Origin of the sequence: Pseudomonas sp. CCC3.1, assembly GCF_034347405.1 — a bacterium.
In the GTDB taxonomy this organism is placed as follows: domain Bacteria; phylum Pseudomonadota; class Gammaproteobacteria; order Pseudomonadales; family Pseudomonadaceae; genus Aquipseudomonas.
Genome location: NZ_CP133778.1, coordinates 5,394,496 through 5,410,442, shown reverse-complemented (window position 1 = coordinate 5,410,442; position 15,947 = coordinate 5,394,496). Strand labels below are relative to the sequence as shown.

Below are 15,947 nucleotides of genomic sequence, written 5' to 3'. Positions count from 1 at the left end.
CCCCCATGTCCAAGACTGTTATCACCAGCGATAAGGCACCTGCTGCAATCGGCACTTACTCTCAGGCGATCAAAGCTGGCAATACCGTCTACATGTCCGGTCAAATCCCGCTGGACCCAAAAACCATGGAACTGGTTGAAGGCTTTGAAGCCCAGACCGTTCAGGTATTCGAAAACCTGAAGTCGGTGGCTGAAGCCGCAGGTGGCTCGTTCAAAGACATCGTCAAACTGAACATTTTCCTGACTGACCTGAGCCACTTTGCCAAGGTCAACGAGATCATGGGCAAGTACTTCGAACAACCGTACCCAGCACGCGCAGCCATCGGCGTTGCAGCTCTGCCAAAGGGCTCGCAGGTTGAGATGGACGCCATTCTCGTACTCGAGTAATGCTCCCCCGGCGCAGCGCCTTCCTGCTGCGCCACCCCCGCTTTAAAAGGATTCCACTATGCGCAAAGCGCTAGCCTTGTCACTGCTCGCCGTTTTTTTGGGTGGCTGTGCCAGCGAACCCGCTCCTCGCGATATCAGTGGCGTCTGGATCAACCAGGCTGCAATCGATGAAGCGGCCAACGGCGGCAACCTGCGCGAGGCCTTGCTGGCCAACGGGCCAAACCTTGAATGGAAAATCGACGCCAAAAACGCCAAAGCCAGCTACACCAATGGCTTTGAATGGGTCGAAGGCAATCTCTTGCCTGAGAAGAATCGTGTGTGGCAGGTCAACGTTTATGGCAGCTCAGCCACTAACCTGAGCCTGGACGGCGACCAGTTGATACAAGCCGCCGCCGAGTCTGACCCGCAACAATCCTTTACTCGCTCGCCTGTACACCTGGCCAGCGATGCGCCTTTGGGCACAAACTTCGAACACGCGCTCAAATCTGCCTACCTGGGTGGTCAATGGCGCGTGGTCAGCGGTGCAGGGCAGGGCAATGCCGTGACCTTTTTGCCCGACGGCAAAATCACCGGTCTGCCAAATCACAACGCCTACGCCTTGTGCCTGGCGGGCGATTGCGCATCGATGAGCGGTGAATACGACAGCCTGTGGCTGCAACAGGACGAAGTCGGCGCAGCGCACATCTTTGTCCGTAACGGCTCACAGCTGGAAATTTTCCAGGCCCTGGACTCCGCCAAGCCTGACGAAATGCCTCAGTTTTATCCAGGCAAGCTGGAATGGCGGCTGGAAAAGCAGCTTTAACGGCGGGTGAAGCCTGCGTTGGAGCTGCCGCAGGCTGCGATCTTTTGACCTTTTAAAGCTCGCAGCCTTCGTGCCTCGTCAGCGCCTACATTACTTGCGCTCAAGGATCGCTGCATACCCCTCGCGATAACTCGGGTAACGCGGCTCCCAGCCCAACGCTTTTGCCCGCGCGTTGCTGCAACGCTTGCTACCCGCCCGTCGCACACTGGCTTCAGCGTCCCACTCAGTAACACCCAGACGCTCACGCAACCAGCCCACTACCTCAGCCAACGGCGCAGGGTCGTTATCGACGCCGATATAACAGTCGTCCAGGGTTTTGCCGTGCCGGTCAGCCTCAAGCAAGAACGCTAAAAGCCCGCCCGCATCATCCGCGTGAATCCGGTTGCCATACAGTGGCGGGTCGACAGCAACGCGATAACCCTTGCGCACTTGCCCCAACATCCATTCCCGGCCCGGCCCGTAAATGCCGGTCAACCGCACCACGCTGGCAGGAATGCCGCTGCGCAACGCAACCTGTTCGGCTTCAAGCATGATCCGCCCGGAGTAACTCGTGGCCTGCGCAGGCGACGTTTCATCCACCCATTCGCCATCTTTCTGCACGTAAACGCCGCTACTGGACACAAACAACAAGCGCTTGGGCTGCTGCCCGTGCTGCTTGAGCCAGCTCAGGGTGTGTTTCAAACCCTCGACATACGCTGCCTGATACCCGGCCTCGTCGTGATCCGTCGCAGCGGTGCTGTACACCAGATAATCGATGTGACCCGTCGGCCATTGCGCCGGGCACGCCTCACTGAACAGATCACCCGCTACACCGATGACGCCTTCAGGCAGGCGCTCGATAGAACGACGCAGCCCATACACCTGCCAGTCATTGGCGAGCAACTGAGTGGCCAGGCGACTCCCGACATCACCGCAACCGACGATCAAAGCGGAGGCTTTGGGCATCTGAAAACTCCTAACGAAATGTTACAAAATGGCATGAATAGTCACGACCAAGGTCGTGACTTTCGAAAAAAACAGGTGCTATTGCTTTTGTTAACAAGAATTACTTGCAATAATAACGCATCGTTTGCCCTGGGTCTTAAGACGCGCTGTAGGGCAATTCTTCTTTTCCTTCTTCAGGTCCGGCTAGCATGACACGCAATCAACCCACCGCTTCGCCAACCCAGCTTTCGAGCCCATCACGCCTGTGGCGCGGGCTTGCAGCGCTGATGTTCAGCTTTTTGCTGGCACCTGCTGCGGCCTTTGCCGACGAGCCTGCTGCTCCAGCCGTGCATTCTGCCACCGAGGCTGCGGCCCCGGCACCTGCGGCAACACCGGTTGCGACTGACCCTGCATTGGCGCAAAACGCTGACGCGCCAGCCGATGAAGCTTCGCAAGTGGTAGCCGAAGAAGAAGATAACAGCCTGGGCATGGCGCACGACCTGTCGCCTTGGGGCATGTACAAAAACGCCGACATTATCGTCAAGATCGTCATGATCGGCCTGGCCATTGCCTCGATCATCACTTGGACCATCTGGATTGCCAAAGGCTTTGAAGTCTTGGGCGCCAAGCGTCGTCTGCGCGTTGAAATCGCCAACCTGAAAAAAGCCCGCACCCTTAAAGAAGCCAGCGAAAGCGCAGCCAAAGAAGGCACGCTGGCGCACCTGCTGGTGCAGGATGCCCTCGAAGAGATGCGCCTCTCGGCCAATAGCCGCGAGAAAGAAGGCATCAAGGAACGTGTCAGCTTCCGTCTTGAGCGTCTGGTTGCTGCCTGCGGTCGCAACATGAGCAGCGGCACCGGCGTACTCGCCACCATCGGTTCCACAGCCCCGTTTGTCGGTCTGTTCGGTACCGTGTGGGGCATCATGAACAGCTTTATCGGTATCGCCAAAACCCAAACCACCAACCTGGCCGTGGTAGCACCCGGTATTGCCGAAGCCTTGCTGGCGACTGCACTGGGCTTGGTTGCAGCGATTCCTGCGGTAGTGATTTACAACGTCTTCGCCCGCTCCATCACCGGCTACAAAGCTCAGGTGGCGGATGCGTCGGCAGAAGTGTTGCTGTTGGTTAGCCGTGACCTCGATCACCTGCCGCCCGAGCGCAGCTCGCAACCGCACATGGTGAAAGTGGGGTAATCGGCCATGGGCCTGCATTTAAAAGAAGGCGATGACGACCTCGCCGAGAACCATGAAATCAACGTCACCCCCTTTATTGACGTGATGTTGGTGCTGCTGATCATCTTCATGGTGGCCGCACCGCTGGCCACTGTGGACATCAAAGTTGACCTGCCGGCGTCAACCGCCAAACCGGCGCCACGCCCTGAGAAACCTGTGTTCCTCAGCGTCAAGGCTGACCAGCGCCTGTATCTGGGCGAAGAGCCTGTTTTGGTTGAAGCGCTGGGCCCGACCCTGGATGCCAGGACTCACAACAACAAAGACACGACGATCTTCTTCCAGGCTGACAAAGGCGTGGACTACGGTGACTTGATGAGCGTTATGGATGCATTGCGCGCAGCCGGTTACTTGAAGGTGGGTCTGGTCGGACTTGAGACGGCAGCCAAGAAATGACCATAGCGCGCCAAAAGATGACGCGTTACGCAATCAGCTTGGCCGTGGTGTTGGGTGTCCATGCAGTGGCAGTGATTCTTGCCCTGCAATGGTCCAACCCACGGGCTATCGAACTTCCACCGCAAGCCATGATGGTTGATCTGGCACCGATGCCAGCACCGCCACCGCCTGCGCCGCCGAAAGTGGTGACACCACCGCAACCGCCGGCCCCTGTGGAAGAGTTACCGATACCCAAGCTGGCCGAAGCGCCCAAGCCCAAGATTGCCGTTCCGAAACCGGTCAAACCCAAGCAAAAGCCTCAGCCGCCCAAGCCTGTGGAAAAACCTGACCCGATTAAAGAAAAGCCGTCAGAAGAGAAACCGAGCGACGCAACGCCAACCAAGGCACCGAGCGAGAAATCGGCGGCACCCGCGCCAGGCCCATCGCCACAACAACTGGCCGCCAAAGCCAGCTGGGAAGGCACGTTGCTGGCCCATTTGGGCAAGTACAAAAAGTACCCGCCCGCAGCCCAGTCGCGGGGCAAGGAAGGTCTGAACCGTCTGCGCTTCGTGGTAGATGCTGAAGGCAAGGTGCTGTCCTACGAGTTGGTAGGCCGCTCTGGCAACGCTGATCTGGACCGGGCCACCCTGGAAATGATCCGCCGAGCACAGCCATTACCCAAGCCGCCGCCAGAAATGCTGACCAATGGCAGCATCGAAATCGTGGCTCCCTTCGTTTATTCCATCGATAAACGTCGGCGTTAACACCAGAAAGGGCACCTCAGGGTGCCCTTTTTGCATGTTGAAGCTCACTCACCCATGGCGTAGCAGTTGCCGAGCCTTGCGAGGTTACGTCCGGCGGCGAAGCCGTCGTAAAGCCAGGCAACGCGGTGCGTCAGAGCCACCCAGCATTTACGATCGCTGCGCAATCGGACGTAGCCTCGCAAGGCTCGTCAACTGCTACGGGTTTTGCGCATAACATCCAATCCAACATGAATACCTGCCGCAGTCACTGTGGTTCCGTAGGCAATGTCTAATAACGTGCGTCTATCGATTGCAGCCGTTATGCTTGGCCCGTCAATACAGGGACGCCCGCTATGACTCTTACCGAATTGCGCTACATCGTTACGCTCGCCCAAGAACAACACTTCGGCCATGCCGCCGAGCGTTGCCACGTCAGCCAGCCGACCTTATCGGTGGGCGTGAAAAAACTGGAAGACGAACTCGGTGTGCTGATTTTCGAGCGCAGCAAAAGCGCAGTGCGCCTAACGCCTGTCGGTGAAGGCATCGTTGCCCAAGCCCAAAAAGTCCTTGAACAGGCCCAGGGGATTCGCGAACTGGCCCAGGCTGGCAAGAATCAACTGACGGCGCCGCTCAAAGTCGGGGCGATTTACACTGTCGGCCCGTACCTTTTCCCACACCTTATTCCGCAACTGCACCGGGTCGCCCCGCAAATGCCGTTGTACATCGAAGAAAACTTCACCCACGTGCTGCGCGACAAACTGCGCAACGGTGAGCTGGACGCGATCATCATCGCACTGCCGTTCCACGAAGCCGACGTGCTGACGCTGCCGCTCTACGACGAGCCGTTCTACGTGCTGATGCCGAGCGAACACCCGTGGAGCAAAAAAGACACCATCGACGCCAGCCTGCTCAATGACAAAAGCTTGCTGCTGCTGGGTGAAGGTCACTGTTTCCGCGATCAAGTGCTTGAAGCCTGCCCGACGCTGGCCAAAGGCAATGATGGCGCCAAGCACACCACCGTAGAATCCAGCTCGCTGGAAACCATCCGCCACATGGTTGCGTCAGGGCTGGGCATTTCGATCCTGCCGTTCTCGGCGGTCGACAGCCATCATTACGCCCCCGGCATTCTGGCGGTGCGTCCATTGACGCCGCCGGTGCCGTTCCGCACCGTGGCCATTGCCTGGCGCGCCAGCTTCCCACGGCCCAAGGCGATTGAAATCCTCGCGGACTCGATCCGCCTGTGCTCCGTGGCCAAGCCACCTGTTGCGTCCTAAGAAGCTGAGATGAGCGAGCTGTCAAACGTATCGGTCACCGCGCTCAAGGGCGTGGGTGAGGCCATGGCCGAGAAATTGGCCAAAGTAGGATTGGAAACCGTTCAAGACGTGCTCTTCCACCTGCCATTACGCTATCAGGACCGCACACGCGTCGTGCCCATTGGCGCCCTGCGCCCGGGGCAAGACGCCGTCGTGGAAGGCCGGGTGATCGGCATCGACGTGGTGATGGGCAAACGCCGCAGCCTGCTGGTGCGCATCAACGATGGCACGGGCGGGTTGAGCCTGCGCTTTTACCACTTCAGCAATGCGCAAAAAGAAAGCCTCAAGCGCGGCACCGAAGTGCGCTGCTATGGCGAAGCGCGGCCCGGGGCTTCGGGGCTGGAGATCTACCACCCGGAATACCGCGCCATTACAGGCGATGAGCCGCCGCCCGTCGACACCACGCTCACGCCGATTTATCCCACCACCGAAGGCCTGACCCAACAGCGCCTGCGCCAGCTCAGCCTGCAAAGCCTGGGCATGCTGGGGCCGCGCAGCTTGCCTGACTGGTTGCCGCCGGAGTTGGCCAAAGACTACCAACTGGCCCCGCTGGACGAGGCGATTCGTTATTTGCATCAGCCACCGGCCGATGCCGATGTTGAAGAACTCGCGCTGGGCCATCACTGGGCCCAACACCGCCTGGCGTTTGAAGAGCTGCTGACCCACCAGCTCTCGCAGCAGCGCCTGCGCGAGAGCCTGCGCTCTCAGCAAGCCCCTGCGTTGCCTCATGCCAAAAAGCTGCCTAAACAATTTCTCGCCAACCTGGGGTTTCCGCCGACCGGCGCTCAAGTCCGGGTTGGCAACGAAATCGCTTACGACCTCAGCCAGCCTGAACCCATGCTGCGCCTGATCCAGGGCGACGTTGGCGCGGGCAAGACCGTGGTCGCAGCCCTGGCCGCGCTACAGGCGCTCGAAGCCGGTTATCAGGTGGCATTGATGGCGCCCACGGAAATCCTTGCCGAGCAGCACTTCATCAGCTTTAAACGCTGGTTGGAGCCGCTGGGCATTGAAGTCGCGTGGCTGGCCGGCAAGCTCAAGGGCAAGGCGCGAGCCGCGTCTCTGGAGCAGATCGCCAATGGCGCGCCCATGGTGGTCGGCACTCACGCGCTGTTTCAAGATCAGGTGCAGTTTAAAAACCTGGCGCTGGTGATCATCGACGAGCAACACCGCTTCGGCGTGCAGCAGCGCCTGGCCCTGCGCAACAAAGGCGTTGGCGGGGTGATGTGCCCGCATCAGTTGATCATGACCGCAACCCCGATCCCGCGCACGCTGGCCATGAGCGCCTACGCCGACCTCGATACCTCGATACTCGACGAACTGCCGCCTGGCCGAACCCCGGTCAACACCGTGCTGGTGGTCGACACACGGCGCGTTGAAGTGATTGAGCGGGTACGGGCCGCCTGCGCCGAAGGGCGGCAAGCCTATTGGGTGTGCACGCTGATTGAAGAGTCTGAAGAGATGACCTGTCAAGCTGCCGAAACCACCTTTGAAGACCTCTCCAGCGCGCTGGGTGAGTTGCGCGTCGGGTTGATCCATGGCCGCATGAAAGCGGCTGAAAAAGCCGAGGTCATGGCGCAGTTCAAAGCCGGCGAACTGCAATTGCTGGTCGCAACCACGGTGATCGAAGTCGGCGTGGACGTCCCGAATGCCAGCCTGATGATCATCGAAAACCCCGAGCGCCTTGGCCTGTCCCAATTGCACCAGTTGCGTGGGCGCGTCGGCCGGGGCAGTGCCGCCAGCCACTGCGTGCTGCTGTATCACCCGCCGCTGTCGCAAGTCGGACGCCAGCGCCTGGGCATCATGCGCGAGACCAACGATGGCTTCGTGATCGCCGAAAAAGACCTCGAACTGCGCGGCCCCGGCGAGATGCTCGGCACGCGGCAAACAGGCCTTCTGCAGTTCAAAGTCGCTGACCTGATGCGTGACGCCGACCTGCTGCCCGCGGTGCGCGATGCCGCACTGGCACTGCTTGAACGCTGGCCAAGCCATGTCAGCCCACTTCTGGATCGCTGGCTACGACATGGTCAGCAATACGGCCAAGTATGAAAATTCGTACAGTAATTTGAGAAGCGGCCGATCAAGTACCGGGTTACCCAATTTGAGTTGCACAAATCGGATGCAGATCATGACCAATGTCGCCAGCGCCTTAGCCGTTCCGAGTACGCCGCCTGTTATCCAGCAATTGCTCGATGAGCGGGCCATTGCGTATCGAGAAGTCCTTGATCATCCCGGACTCAACCCGGACAGCAAGGTACAAGCCGTGCTGCTCGAGGATACGGCTGGCGTCTTGATGGTGTTGTTCGCGCAGAGCCAATTGCTCGACCTTAACCGCCTGGCCGACTTGATCGGACGCCGCATGACCGCCGTCGCTGCGGGAAAGCTTCAGGAAATACTCGACAAACATGGCCTGAGCCAGTTGCCGGGCCTGCCCTCCATTGCGCGTTCGTCCTGCCTGTACGAAGAGCATCTGTTGCAGCAACCGCTGCTGCTGATCAGCGCGGGGGCGCCGGGCCTGCTGCTGGAAATAACCCGCGAAGACTTCCAGCGCTTGCTGGGCATCGCCAACTCCGGGCGCTTTGGCGAGCCCTTGAGCAAGATCAACCTCAACCTCAATCGCCCGGACGACGACAGCGAAGCCATCACCCAAGCGGTCCAGGCCTTCACCGCCCGGCGCATCCAGCAACGGCTTGAAGCCACCATCGAGATACCACCGTTGGCGGAGAGCGTGCGCAAAATCATGCGCCTGCGGGTGGACCCAGACGTCACCATCGATGAGATCACCAGCGTTGTCGAAACCGACCCGGCGCTGGCAGCACAAGTCATGAGCTGGGCCTCGTCCTCGTACTACGCCGCGCCGAGCAAAATTCGTTCGGTTGAAGACGCCATTGTGCGGGTGCTCGGGGTCGATCTGGTGATCAACCTGGCGTTGAGCCTGTCACTGGGCAAAACCTTGAGCTTGCCCAAGGACAATCCGCAAACCAGCACGCCGTACTGGCAACAGTCGATCTACACCGCGGCGGTCATTGAAGGCCTGACCCGTGCCATGCCACGCGATCAGCGCCCCGAGGTGGGTCTGACCTACCTCGCGGGGCTGCTGCACAACTTTGGTTACTTGCTGCTGGCCCACGTGTTCCCGCCGCACTTCTCACTGATTTGCCGCCACCTTGAAGTCAACCCGCACGTTAGCCATAGCCTGATTGAGCAGCACTTGCTGGGCATCAGCCGTGAACAAATGGGCGCTTGGTTGATGCGCCACTGGGGCATGCCAGAAGAACTGGTGACGGCGCTGCGCTTTCAACACGACCCGGACTACACCGGCATTCATGCCCAGTACCCGAATCTGGTGTGTGTCGCATTGGGGTTGCTGCGCAATCGCTCGATTGGTCACGGGGCTTATGCGCCGCTGCCTGACGCGCTGTTCGAGCGCCTGGGCGTGAGCCGCGAAAAAGCCGAGGACGCTGTCAGCAAAGTGCTGGAGGCCGAGGTATTACTGCGCGAGATGGCGAATACATTTAGTCAGGCCTGATTAGGCTTGTAGTCGCTGCCGAGGCACGAAGGCTGCGATCAGAGACCACTCGGTGTCAAGTGCGACTGCTGCGCAGCCGATCGCAGCCTCGTGCCTCGGCAGCGGCTACAGACCGACTACGTTTTAAGAAGTCTTCGGCTTTTTACGCGGCTTGAGGTACTTGGTCAGGCCCTGAAACCAGATCACCTGCGCCGGGTTGCCCTTGATCTGAATCGACTTGTCCTGAATCCCCGTCATGAACGCCAGTTGCTTGTTCTTCGCCTGCATCGTGTCGAAGCCATACGCGGCATCTTTAAAGGCAATCGCAAAGGCAGGCTCCGGGTATAAGCCCGAATGGCTGGTAATACGCTGGTCTTTGACCTTGAAGTGACGGGCGACTTTGCCATCGAGGGTTTGCAGCTGGAAAACCAGGTCCTTGTCGACCAATTGCTGCTGAAAAGCAGGGTTTTTACGACTGGCTTTGCCCATCAAAAAGCCCAGCATCCAGAGCAGGAAACGAAATTTCATGTACGCGGCCTCGGGGAAAAAATAAATAGCCGGCGCAGTGTAACGATTTGAACGAATAACGCCACATATCCACAGCAATAGGCGCAGATAGACGGTTTTTTGCCACTTATGGCCGCATGATCGGCCACGTCATCATCAAGAGCGGGCAAGCCAGCTTGCCCGTTCTTCAAGGCCGCTTCGCATAGCGGCCCAACCCGGCTTACGGGTTGACGCTGTCTTTCAGGAATTTGCCCGGCTTGAACGCAACGGTGTTGCTGGCTTTGATTTTGACCGGCTCGCCGGTTTGCGGGTTTTGCCCGGTACGCGCACCGCGATGGCGCTGGATAAAGGTACCGAAGCCGACCAGCGTGACGCTGTCTTTGCGATGCAGGGCGTTGGTGATTTCTTCGAGCACTGCATTGAGTACACGGCTGGCCTGCTCTTTGGTGAGGTCAGCCTTTTCAGCGATAGCGCTAGTGAGATCTGGTTTACGCATGATGAAGCCTCTTTGACTGTTTTTTGTTGTTATTGCGTGCTGCTCTTCTATGGAGCAGCAACCACGGCGCCACAGGCTCTACTCTGCGGCAGACCGGTGTGAGAATGGCACGCGACCAACGCCTGCGCCACCCTCAGCAGGGTCTTTGTTGAGTCAAGGCAATGTCATATACGACAAAAAATGCCGCGTTTAAGCCAATAAAGCCGGCAGCTCTTTGTTCAGCGCCAGTTTGTCGCGAACGGCCTCACCCGTCAGGGCGTAACCCAGCAGTTTTCCGTCAGCATCGCGGCACAGCGCTTTGATGTCTGCACCTTGCCCTTCCACGGTCCAGACACCTTCAAAGCCCCGCGGCACTGGCGAAACCACCAGCGGGCAGACCGGGGTTTTCACGGTGATCGGCATCGCCCCGTAGCTGACCGCTGTCGGGTTGCCGGCCAGGGTTTGCGCCAGCGCCCGGGCGCAGCTCATCAGTGGCATCACATACAGCAGACTCAAGCCATCAACCTGCGCGCAGTCGCCCAGCGCAAAGATGTTGTCGTGGGAGGTCTTGAGGTGACGGTCCACCTCGATTCCGCGGTTGATGCGAATGCCCGCAGCCGCCGCCAAGTCGGTGCGGGGCCGCAAGCCAATGGCCGACACAACCACATCACAGGCAATGACGCTGGCATCTGACAAGTGTGCTTCGAGGCCATTTTCAGTGCGCTGCAAACGCGTAAGCACCGGCCCTAGGTGCAAGCGCGCGCCCAGACTTTCGAGGCCCGCCTGCACCGCTGCCGCAGCGGCAGGGTGCAGCAATGTCGGCATCACTTGCTCACAAGGCGCCACCAGATCAACTTCGTAACCGCCTGCAATCAAATCGTTGGCAAATTCACAACCAATCAGCCCAACGCCCAAAATCAGCACCCGACGCTTGCCCGCAGCCGCGGCACGAAAGCGTGCGTAGTCTTCAAGGTCGTTAATCGAGAAAATCGCGTCCTGGGCATCGCCGTCTACCGGCACCTGCACCGACTGTGCGCCCCAGGCCAGAATCAGGTCGCGATAGGGCACGGCTTCCTCACCGATCCACAGTTGCTTGTGGCCCGGATCAATCCCGCTGACCCGCGTATGGGTCCGCACTTGCGCCTTGAGTTGCTCGGCCATGGCGCCGGGCAGGGCCATGCTCAAACCGTCGGCTTCTTTATTTTTGCCAAAGCCGGTAGACAGCATCGGCTTGGAATAGGAGCGCCCATCATCGGCCGTGATCAGCAACAGCGGGGTTTCGCTGTCCAGCTTGCGAAACTCCCGGGCCAGGTTATAGCCAGCCAGCCCAGTACCTACGATCACGACAGGTGCGTTCATTCCAATCTCCAGGGTGAATCAATTCAAAAGAGGGCGGATCAGCCGATTTCGATCATCTCGAAATCCATTTTTCCGACGCCGCAGTCCGGGCACAGCCAGTCTTCAGGCACGTCTTGCCATTGCGTGCCGGGCGCGATGCCGTCATCCGGCCAGCCATCGGCTTCGTTGTAAATCAGTCCACAGACAATGCATTGCCACTTTTTCATGGGGGTTACTTCCTTAAGTTCAGGCTGGGGCGAGGGCACAGGCTCTTATCGACCGGCTGTGTTGCTCGTTAAATTCAGGGCGTTTTGTACTGATCAGCACCGATAGATGCAAGCACGATGACTGCCAAAGGCGCTCAGCCGCTCCTGCCAGGATCCGCGTGATAAGCTCGCCGACCTCAATGGCTGCCAATTATGACCCACCGTGCCGCACATAACTCCCCCGCTGGTCTCCTCTGTCTGGCTTGAGCAACGCCATCTTCCTGCGCTGCCCGACGAACTAACCCTCGACTGGCTATTCGATCAGGGCTCCCTGACCCGGCGCCTGACCGCACTTTCAAACGACGCCTTCAGCGTGCTCCCGCTGTTCGAAGGTTGGCAAACGTTGCGTGCCGATGAATGCACCGCGCTTGGCCTGTGCAAAAACAGTGAGGGCTGGGTGCGCGAAGTGTATTTGCTCGGCCATCAGCAACCGTGGGTATTTGCCCGCAGCGTGGCAGCGAGAAGCGCGCTGCAAGAGGGCGGGCTGGACATGGACGCGTTGGGGACTCGCTCACTGGGTGAGTTGCTGTTTTGCGACGACGCCTTTGAGCGCGGCGCATTGCAGGTGTGCCGCTACCCCCGCGACGGGCTGCCGGTCGCCGATCAGGCCGACGGCCTGTGGGCACGTCGCTCACGCTTTACCCGCGGCCCGTTGAGCCTGTTGGTGGCCGAAGTCTTCTTACCTAACCTGTGGGCCGCCCTGAGTGCCCGGTCGGAGAACACCTGATGTACGTGAGCCTGCTCAAATCACTCAATCGCTTGAACCCGCGTGCCTGGGACTTTATTCAACTGACCCGCATGGACAAGCCCATCGGCATTTACCTGCTGCTGTGGCCGACGTTGTGGGCGCTGTGGATTGCCGCCAAGGGTGTGCCTTCGTTGAGCAACCTGCTGATCTTTGTCTTCGGCGTGATCCTGACCCGGGCGGGTGGCTGCGTGATCAACGATTTTGCGGATCGCAAGGTCGACGGCCACGTCAAACGTACTGAACAACGGCCTTTGGTCAGCGGAAAAATCAGCAGCAAAGAAGCGCTGGTGTTTTTTGCGTTGCTCATGGGTATCAGCTTCCTACTGGTGCTGTGCACCAACGCCCCGACCATCTGGCTGTCATTCGGCGGCCTGGCGCTGGCCGCAAGTTACCCGTTCATGAAGCGCTACACCTACTACCCGCAAGTGGTCCTGGGCGCGGCGTTCTCGTGGGGCATGCCTATGGCTTTCACCGCCGAAACCGGCAGCCTGCCAGCGGCCGCGTGGTTGCTGTACATCGCCAACCTGCTGTGGACCGTGGGTTACGACACCTACTACGCCATGACCGACCGCGACGACGACCTGAAAATCGGCGTCAAATCTACCGCCATCCTGTTTGGCGACGCCGACCGCGTGATCATCCTCAGCCTGCAAGGTCTGGCGCTGGGCTGTTTGTTGCTGGCGGGGGCGCACTTTGAACTGGGCGGCTGGTTCCACCTCGGTTTGCTTGCGGCAGCGGCGTGCTTTGTGTGGGAATTCTGGTACACCCGCAACCGCGACCCGCAACGCTGCTTCAAAGCCTTCCTGCACAACCATTGGGCCGGGTTGGCGATCTTCGTGGGGATCGTGCTGAATTACGCGCTGGCCTGACCGCAACCCCTGTAGGAGCAAGCTCGCTCCTACAGGTTTTTTGTACGAAACACCTATTGATTTCATTGCGTCACAGGCACCAGCCGCAACGTACTGCGGGTGTTGGCCTGGACCTCGGTGTCGTCGATATGGGTGATGTCGTAGTCGCCTTCGATGTAGGCCTGCGCCTGGTCGCTGTAGTGTTTGTCGAAGGGCACGCCGCTTTGGCCCACCGGGTTGATGGTCAGGCCGTGCGAAGGGTCGGCAAAGTCGATCACACGCCGGGTCGACGGGCCATAGCTCACGGCCCACGGCGCATTGCCGAGTTTGGCGCTGAGGTTGTTCGGCACTTCGTGACTGCCGGGCGCCGCAAAGGGCCCCACGTTAAATAACCAGTCCAGCGGTTTTTGCCGTCCCAGCGGGTGTTCGTGGGTCAGGGTGTGGGCGCTGCCCCAACGCCATTGCGCGGGGTCATCGCCCAAGGTGGTCTTGAGCTGGGCGATGCTGTTTTGCCAAGCCAGTTTGACGGTGTCGGCGCGGGTCTCTTTTTGCGCCGTGTTGCGATTGTCCCACCACGGCGAATCAGGGCTCGCAGCAAGGCGCGGCAAGGCCTCGTCGATCACGCGGGTGGTCAGCAAGGTGTCGAAGAGGGCATCGCCCAGCTTGTCGTGCATCGCGGCCTGCGCCAGGCTGTACAAAAACTGGTTGAACACGGTGGCGGCCGTCGAGTCCAACGGGTAGTCGCCTTTCCACTGCGCCAGTTGCTCGACTAATTTGCGCTCCGCCGGGGCGTTGACCACTTCTCGCAGCACCGGCAACAGCGGCTTGAGCACGCGCTGACCATAGTCAGTGGTGGTGCCCAGTTGCAGCGCCTGGCTGTTTTTAAGGTTCCATTTCACGCCGGGATCGCTGAGCTGGCGATTTAACTGTTGGCCACGATCCGCGAGGTTGTAGTAGCCGGGGATCTGAATGCCGGTGGGCGAAACCGGCTGAAAATTGGCCGACACGATGTAGCCCCGCGCCGGGTTTTCTTCCTGCGGGTTATCGCTAAACGGGTAAAAGCCCTCTTTGTCAGCCTCATTCGTGCTGCCATCGAGGATGAACGCCGGGTTGACCCCCGCAGGCCGTTTAGGCAGTTGCGCAGCCGCCCACCAACCAATATCCCCTGCGGCGTTGGCCCATACCACGTTCAACCCCGGCGCCTGGATGTGGGTCGCTGCCGCCCGAGCCTTGCTCAGGCTGTCGGCGCGGTTGAGCTGGTAGAAGCCTTCAAGGATCGGATTTTTTGTCTCCAGAAAACCCCACCACATGGCGATGGGCGTAGCGCCCGCCGTGGCGCCCAGCACGTCGTTGACGATCGGCCCATGCGGGGATTGACGCAGGGTCAACGTGACCGGCGCTTCGCCTTTCACCGCTATCTGCTGCTGGCTGCTGCTCATGTCGACCCACTGGCCGTGGTACCACACTTGATTGGGGTTATCGGGGTTGGTCTTTTCGGCGATCAGGTCCAGGTCATCGTTCTGGAACATAGTCAGGCTCCAGCCAAAGTCGCTGTTGTTGCCCAGAAACGCGAACGGCACCAGCGCCTGGTGGTAGCCATACAGCTCGAACTCCGGCGTGGAAAGCTGCGCCTCGTACCACACCGACGGGGTCGAAAAACGAATATGCGGGTCCCCCGCCAGCAGCGGTTTGCCGCTTTGCGTGCGCGTGCCCGACACCACCCACGCGTTGCTGCCTTCAAATTGCGGCAAGCCCGCCTGGCTCAGTGCCTGATCACTGAGCTGCGCCAACGCCCCCAGGGTTTTCCAGTCGCTGGCCGCCAGGGCCGGGGCCAATACGCCTTGAGGCTGCCAGTCGAGATCGAAGACTTTCAGGTAGTCGCTGCCCAATTGATCACGTACGTAAGTCAGTAGCGGCTCAGTACGAAAGGCCGCAGCAAAGCTGTAGGCCATGTAACCGGCGACACTGATCGTATCCTCTGCCGTGAAGGGTCTTGGCGTGATGCCCAGCAGGTCGAACTCCACGGGTTTGGCGTGGGTGGCCTGATACTGATTGATCCCGTCCAGATACGCTTGCAAGGCCAAAAACGCCGGGGACTGCTGATCCAGCTCGGTCATATAGCTGGCTGCCCGTTCGCGAATGCGCAGGCTGCGAAACAGCTTGTCGGTGTCGACCAGTTTGGGCCCCAGCACCTCAGCCAGCTCGCCCCGGGCCAGGCGGCGCATGATCTCCATCTGAAACAGCCGGTCTTGCGCCTGAACGTAACCGAGCGCGCGGTACACATCCGCCTCATTACCCGCCCGAATATGCGGCACCCCGCGCTCGTCATACCGCACCGTGACCGGCCCTTGCAGCCCACTCAGCGCCACTTGCCCCTGTCGCACGGGCAGTTTGCTTTGCACGTACCACACGCCACCTCCGACAACGGCAGCGATAACAAGGGCGAGGGCGGTCAGGCTGCGTTTCATGAGGGGTTCCTTGTTCTTTT

At 59.8% G+C, this 15,947-nt stretch carries 16 protein-coding genes; 10 read left to right on the top strand and 6 right to left on the bottom strand.

Going from position 1 to position 15,947, the window contains the following annotated elements:
- Window positions 1-5: 5 nt before the first annotated feature.
- Complete coding sequence (locus RHM56_RS23695) at window positions 6-386, top strand: RidA family protein (RefSeq protein WP_019410296.1); 381 nt, start codon at window positions 6-8, stop codon at window positions 384-386.
- A gap of 58 nt (window positions 387-444) precedes the next feature.
- Window positions 445-1,188, top strand: a complete 744-nt coding sequence (locus RHM56_RS23690) for a hypothetical protein (protein WP_322236604.1) — start codon at window positions 445-447, stop codon at window positions 1,186-1,188.
- A gap of 90 nt (window positions 1,189-1,278) precedes the next feature.
- On the opposite strand, the gene RHM56_RS23685 is transcribed toward RHM56_RS23690, so the two are convergent.
- Window positions 1,279-2,133 carry an SDR family oxidoreductase gene (locus tag RHM56_RS23685; protein ID WP_322236602.1) on the bottom strand — a complete coding sequence of 285 codons (855 nt, stop codon included), beginning with the start codon at window positions 2,131-2,133 and terminating at the stop codon, window positions 1,279-1,281.
- A gap of 188 nt (window positions 2,134-2,321) precedes the next feature.
- Here RHM56_RS23685 and exbB point away from each other — a divergent pair, with 188 nt between their 5' ends.
- The 6 genes from exbB (at window position 2,322) to RHM56_RS23655 (ending at window position 9,298) form a co-directional block, all read left to right on the top strand.
- Window positions 2,322-3,305 carry a tonB-system energizer ExbB gene (exbB, locus tag RHM56_RS23680; RefSeq protein ID WP_322236600.1) on the top strand — a complete coding sequence of 328 codons (984 nt, stop codon included), beginning with the start codon at window positions 2,322-2,324 and terminating at the stop codon, window positions 3,303-3,305.
- Window positions 3,306-3,311: 6 nt separating this feature from the next.
- Window positions 3,312-3,737, top strand: coding sequence for a TonB system transport protein ExbD (gene exbD / locus RHM56_RS23675; RefSeq protein WP_322236598.1), 426 nt, complete (start codon window positions 3,312-3,314; stop codon window positions 3,735-3,737).
- A complete protein-coding gene (locus RHM56_RS23670) occupies window positions 3,734-4,480 on the top strand; it encodes a TonB family protein (RefSeq protein WP_019410301.1) in 747 nt (248 codons plus the stop codon). The genes exbD and RHM56_RS23670 overlap by 4 nt, the downstream gene beginning before the upstream one ends.
- A 332-nt stretch (window positions 4,481-4,812) precedes the next feature.
- On the top strand, window positions 4,813-5,733 hold the full coding sequence (locus RHM56_RS23665) for a hydrogen peroxide-inducible genes activator (RefSeq protein ID WP_322236595.1): 921 nt from the start codon (window positions 4,813-4,815) through the stop codon (window positions 5,731-5,733).
- Window positions 5,734-5,742: 9 nt separating this feature from the next.
- Window positions 5,743-7,818, top strand: a complete 2,076-nt coding sequence (gene recG / locus RHM56_RS23660; RefSeq protein ID WP_322236593.1) for an ATP-dependent DNA helicase RecG — start codon at window positions 5,743-5,745, stop codon at window positions 7,816-7,818.
- 79 nt (window positions 7,819-7,897) lie between these two features.
- Window positions 7,898-9,298 carry an aminoacyl-tRNA deacylase and HDOD domain-containing protein gene (locus RHM56_RS23655; RefSeq protein WP_322236591.1) on the top strand — a complete coding sequence of 467 codons (1,401 nt, stop codon included), beginning with the start codon at window positions 7,898-7,900 and terminating at the stop codon, window positions 9,296-9,298.
- Window positions 9,299-9,421: 123 nt separating this feature from the next.
- On the opposite strand, the gene RHM56_RS23650 is transcribed toward RHM56_RS23655, so the two are convergent.
- From RHM56_RS23650 to RHM56_RS23635, 4 genes are all read right to left on the bottom strand, one after another.
- Window positions 9,422-9,805 carry a helicase gene (locus RHM56_RS23650; RefSeq protein WP_322236589.1) on the bottom strand — a complete coding sequence of 128 codons (384 nt, stop codon included), beginning with the start codon at window positions 9,803-9,805 and terminating at the stop codon, window positions 9,422-9,424.
- 199 nt (window positions 9,806-10,004) lie between these two features.
- Window positions 10,005-10,280 carry an HU family DNA-binding protein gene (locus tag RHM56_RS23645; RefSeq protein ID WP_322236587.1) on the bottom strand — a complete coding sequence of 92 codons (276 nt, stop codon included), beginning with the start codon at window positions 10,278-10,280 and terminating at the stop codon, window positions 10,005-10,007.
- Window positions 10,281-10,469: 189 nt separating this feature from the next.
- Window positions 10,470-11,618, bottom strand: a complete 1,149-nt coding sequence (locus tag RHM56_RS23640; RefSeq protein ID WP_322236585.1) for an NAD(P)/FAD-dependent oxidoreductase — start codon at window positions 11,616-11,618, stop codon at window positions 10,470-10,472.
- A 38-nt stretch (window positions 11,619-11,656) separates the two neighbouring features.
- The gene (locus tag RHM56_RS23635) at window positions 11,657-11,824 is read right to left on the bottom strand and encodes a rubredoxin (protein ID WP_322236583.1); all 168 of its coding nucleotides are present in this window, start codon (window positions 11,822-11,824) and stop codon (window positions 11,657-11,659) included.
- 202 nt (window positions 11,825-12,026) lie between these two features.
- Here RHM56_RS23635 and RHM56_RS23630 point away from each other — a divergent pair, with 202 nt between their 5' ends.
- The gene (locus tag RHM56_RS23630) at window positions 12,027-12,590 is read left to right on the top strand and encodes a chorismate--pyruvate lyase family protein (protein WP_322236581.1); all 564 of its coding nucleotides are present in this window, start codon (window positions 12,027-12,029) and stop codon (window positions 12,588-12,590) included.
- On the top strand, window positions 12,590-13,480 hold the full coding sequence (ubiA, locus tag RHM56_RS23625; RefSeq protein ID WP_322236579.1) for a 4-hydroxybenzoate octaprenyltransferase: 891 nt from the start codon (window positions 12,590-12,592) through the stop codon (window positions 13,478-13,480). Before RHM56_RS23630 ends, ubiA begins: the two co-directional genes overlap by 1 nt.
- 62 nt (window positions 13,481-13,542) lie before the next feature.
- On the opposite strand, the gene RHM56_RS23620 is transcribed toward ubiA, so the two are convergent.
- Window positions 13,543-15,927, bottom strand: a complete 2,385-nt coding sequence (locus RHM56_RS23620; protein ID WP_322236577.1) for a penicillin acylase family protein — start codon at window positions 15,925-15,927, stop codon at window positions 13,543-13,545.
- Window positions 15,928-15,947 lie beyond the last annotated feature (20 nt).

Coding starts and splice junctions, on each gene's coding strand:
- exbB (WP_322236600.1), top strand. CDS start 2,322: ATGACACGCAATCAACCCACCGCTTCGCCAACCCAGCTTTCGAGCCCA.
- RHM56_RS23685 (WP_322236602.1), bottom strand. CDS start 2,133: ATGCCCAAAGCCTCCGCTTTGATCGTCGGTTGCGGTGATGTCGGGAGT.
- RHM56_RS23695 (WP_019410296.1), top strand. CDS start 6: ATGTCCAAGACTGTTATCACCAGCGATAAGGCACCTGCTGCAATCGGC.
- recG (WP_322236593.1), top strand. CDS start 5,743: ATGAGCGAGCTGTCAAACGTATCGGTCACCGCGCTCAAGGGCGTGGGT.
- RHM56_RS23690 (WP_322236604.1), top strand. CDS start 445: ATGCGCAAAGCGCTAGCCTTGTCACTGCTCGCCGTTTTTTTGGGTGGC.
- RHM56_RS23620 (WP_322236577.1), bottom strand. CDS start 15,927: ATGAAACGCAGCCTGACCGCCCTCGCCCTTGTTATCGCTGCCGTTGTC.
- RHM56_RS23665 (WP_322236595.1), top strand. CDS start 4,813: ATGACTCTTACCGAATTGCGCTACATCGTTACGCTCGCCCAAGAACAA.
- RHM56_RS23670 (WP_019410301.1), top strand. CDS start 3,734: ATGACCATAGCGCGCCAAAAGATGACGCGTTACGCAATCAGCTTGGCC.
- RHM56_RS23655 (WP_322236591.1), top strand. CDS start 7,898: ATGACCAATGTCGCCAGCGCCTTAGCCGTTCCGAGTACGCCGCCTGTT.
- RHM56_RS23635 (WP_322236583.1), bottom strand. CDS start 11,824: ATGAAAAAGTGGCAATGCATTGTCTGTGGACTGATTTACAACGAAGCC.
- RHM56_RS23640 (WP_322236585.1), bottom strand. CDS start 11,618: ATGAACGCACCTGTCGTGATCGTAGGTACTGGGCTGGCTGGCTATAAC.
- RHM56_RS23650 (WP_322236589.1), bottom strand. CDS start 9,805: ATGAAATTTCGTTTCCTGCTCTGGATGCTGGGCTTTTTGATGGGCAAA.
- ubiA (WP_322236579.1), top strand. CDS start 12,590: ATGTACGTGAGCCTGCTCAAATCACTCAATCGCTTGAACCCGCGTGCC.
- exbD (WP_322236598.1), top strand. CDS start 3,312: ATGGGCCTGCATTTAAAAGAAGGCGATGACGACCTCGCCGAGAACCAT.
- RHM56_RS23645 (WP_322236587.1), bottom strand. CDS start 10,280: ATGCGTAAACCAGATCTCACTAGCGCTATCGCTGAAAAGGCTGACCTC.